This is a genomic window from Streptomyces synnematoformans (genome assembly GCF_039531005.1).
Classification (GTDB): Bacteria; Actinomycetota; Actinomycetes; order Streptomycetales; family Streptomycetaceae; genus Streptomyces; species Streptomyces synnematoformans.
Window position 1 is genome coordinate 1 of record NZ_BAAAPF010000594.1, and the last position, 1976, is coordinate 1976.

Annotated in this window: 2 protein-coding genes and 1 pseudogene; all 3 read right to left on the reverse strand. The window is 74.7% G+C overall.

From position 1 onward, the window contains the following. Window positions 1–7 precede the first annotated feature (7 nt). Entirely contained in the window at window positions 8–418 is a 411-nt protein-coding gene (locus ABD317_RS36350) for a DUF742 domain-containing protein (RefSeq protein WP_344296234.1), read from the reverse strand. 71 nt (window positions 419–489) lie between these two features. Then, window positions 490–912 (reverse strand): roadblock/LC7 domain-containing protein, encoded by a 423-nt coding sequence (locus ABD317_RS36355; RefSeq protein ID WP_101421253.1) that lies wholly within the window; start codon window positions 910–912, stop codon window positions 490–492. After that, a pseudogene (locus ABD317_RS36360) lies at window positions 913–1976 on the reverse strand (nitrate- and nitrite sensing domain-containing protein); the annotation flags it as partial.

Below are 1976 nucleotides of genomic sequence, written 5' to 3' on the forward strand. Positions count from 1 at the left end.
CACACCACTAGAGCTTGCGAAGTCCACTGAGCACCCTTTCGAGCAAAGTCACATCGGGGGTTCCGTCTGCATCCGCGCCGCCGCCGGGCTGGTGAATGGCCACCAGACCGGCCTCGGCCAGGTCGGCGACCAGAATGCGCGCGACACCCAGCGGCAGGGTCAGCAGCGCGGAGACCTCGGCAACGGATTTCACCTCGCGGCACAGGTGGCAGATCCGCTGGTGCTCCGGAAGCAGCCCCTGCAGCCGCATCGGGTCGGCCGACGTGCTCACCAGGGCTTCGATGGCGAGTTGGTAACGGGGCCGGGTCCGGCCGCCGGTCATGGCATAGGGCCGTACCAGCGGCTGATCGCCTTCACCTTCGTAGGGCTGATGCTGCGCACCACCGTACGAGTCGGGTGAGGCGGGTGGCGGGGTCATGGATCCTCCGGACGGGAACATGGCCGATGGGGATGGTCTGTGCGGCGGGCGGCCGGACGGCCGACCGTGGTTCAGTTCAGCAGGCTGCCCTGCAGCTCCGCGCGCAGGTCGGGGGTGAGCACCGCGCCCGCCCGGTCGACCAGCAGCGCCATCTCGTAGCCGACCAGACCGATGTCGCACTCCGGGTGCGCCAGCACGGCCAGCGAGGAACCGTCCGAAACCGACATGATGAAGAGGAAGCCGCGCTCCATCTCCACCACCGTCTGGTTCACGCTCCCGCCCTCGAAGATGCGCGAGGCGCCGGCCGTCAGCGACGTCAGACCGGACGCCACCGCCGCCAGCTGGTCGGCGCGGTCGCGCGGGAAGCCGTCGGACATCGCCAGCAGCAGTCCGTCGGCGGAGACCACCACCGTGTGCGACACCCCGGGGGTGTTGTCCACGAAGTTGGTGATCAACCAGTTCAGATTCTGCGCCGCCTGGCTCAATGGACTCAACTAACGCTCCTGCTGATAGGTGGGACCAAAGCCGTTGCCGCCGAGGGTCTCGCCGGTGCCGCCGGCCCGGCGGCCCCGCTGGATTCCCCGGCGCAGGCTCGTCAGCCTGCCGCGCACGTCGTCGGGCGCGCGCGAGACCTGGGTTCCGCTGGCGTTCGCGGACTGCTGTGCGGTGCCCGCGACGAGGTTGGCGCGCGGCACCCGCCGCGGAAGCCCCGACGTGGTGACGCCGCCCGCCTGCGGGGTGCGCAGCTGCTCCGCGCGGCGCCAGCGGTCGTCGTTGGGCGAGGGACGCCAGGCCGGTGCGGCGGTGGCCGTGGCCGGCTGCGGTGCGGGAGCGGCGGGCTGCTGGTCCGGCTGTACGGCGGGCTGCTGGTCCGGCTGCGCGGCGGGCGGCACGTCGGCCGGGGCCTCCGGCACGTCCTGCGCAGCGGTGGGGGCCACGTCGGCCGGGGCCTCCGGCTCGCGGCCGCGGGTCCCGCGGAACCAGTCGGACTCCATCGACTCGAAGATCGGAGTCCGCTCGTCGCCGCGGGAGGATACGGGGCCGCCGTCCAGCAGGCCGTCGCCCGGAGGGGCCGTGGCCGGCTGCTGCGGCACCGCAGTGGGGTACTCGCCGGTGTCATGCGGCGCCGGGTGTTGCCCGGGGACCGCGTACTCACCGGTGTCCTGAGGGCCGGGGCGCTGCCCCGGCATCGCGTACTCCCCGGTGTCCCCGGGGCCCGGACGCTGCCCGGGCACCGGGTACTCACCGGTGTCCCCGGGTCCGGCGCCGGGGCCGGAGGGCGCCACGGGGTGTTCGCCCGTGTCGTACGACGCCGGGGCCGAGCGGCGCGCCGGTAGCGGGTGCGCGCCGGTGTCCTGCGGGCCGGGGCCGCCGGGCCGGCTACGGCGCTGCGGGGGCGGCGGCGGCGCCGGACGCGCGCCGGTGTCCTGCGGGGTCCCGTACGAGGCCGCCTCGCCGGGCACCGGCGACGGCGGGGAGCGCGGCGGCGGTACGGGCCCGAACGCCGGGATCCCCGGGGTGCCGTCTGCGGGCGGCGGGCCGGAGAAGTCGGGGCGGG

What these genes read in the sequence shown, in the direction of transcription:
- ABD317_RS36350 (WP_344296234.1), bottom strand. Translation starts at nt 418, where the DNA reads ATGACCCCGCCACCCGCCTCACCCGACTCGTACGGTGGTGCGCAGCAT.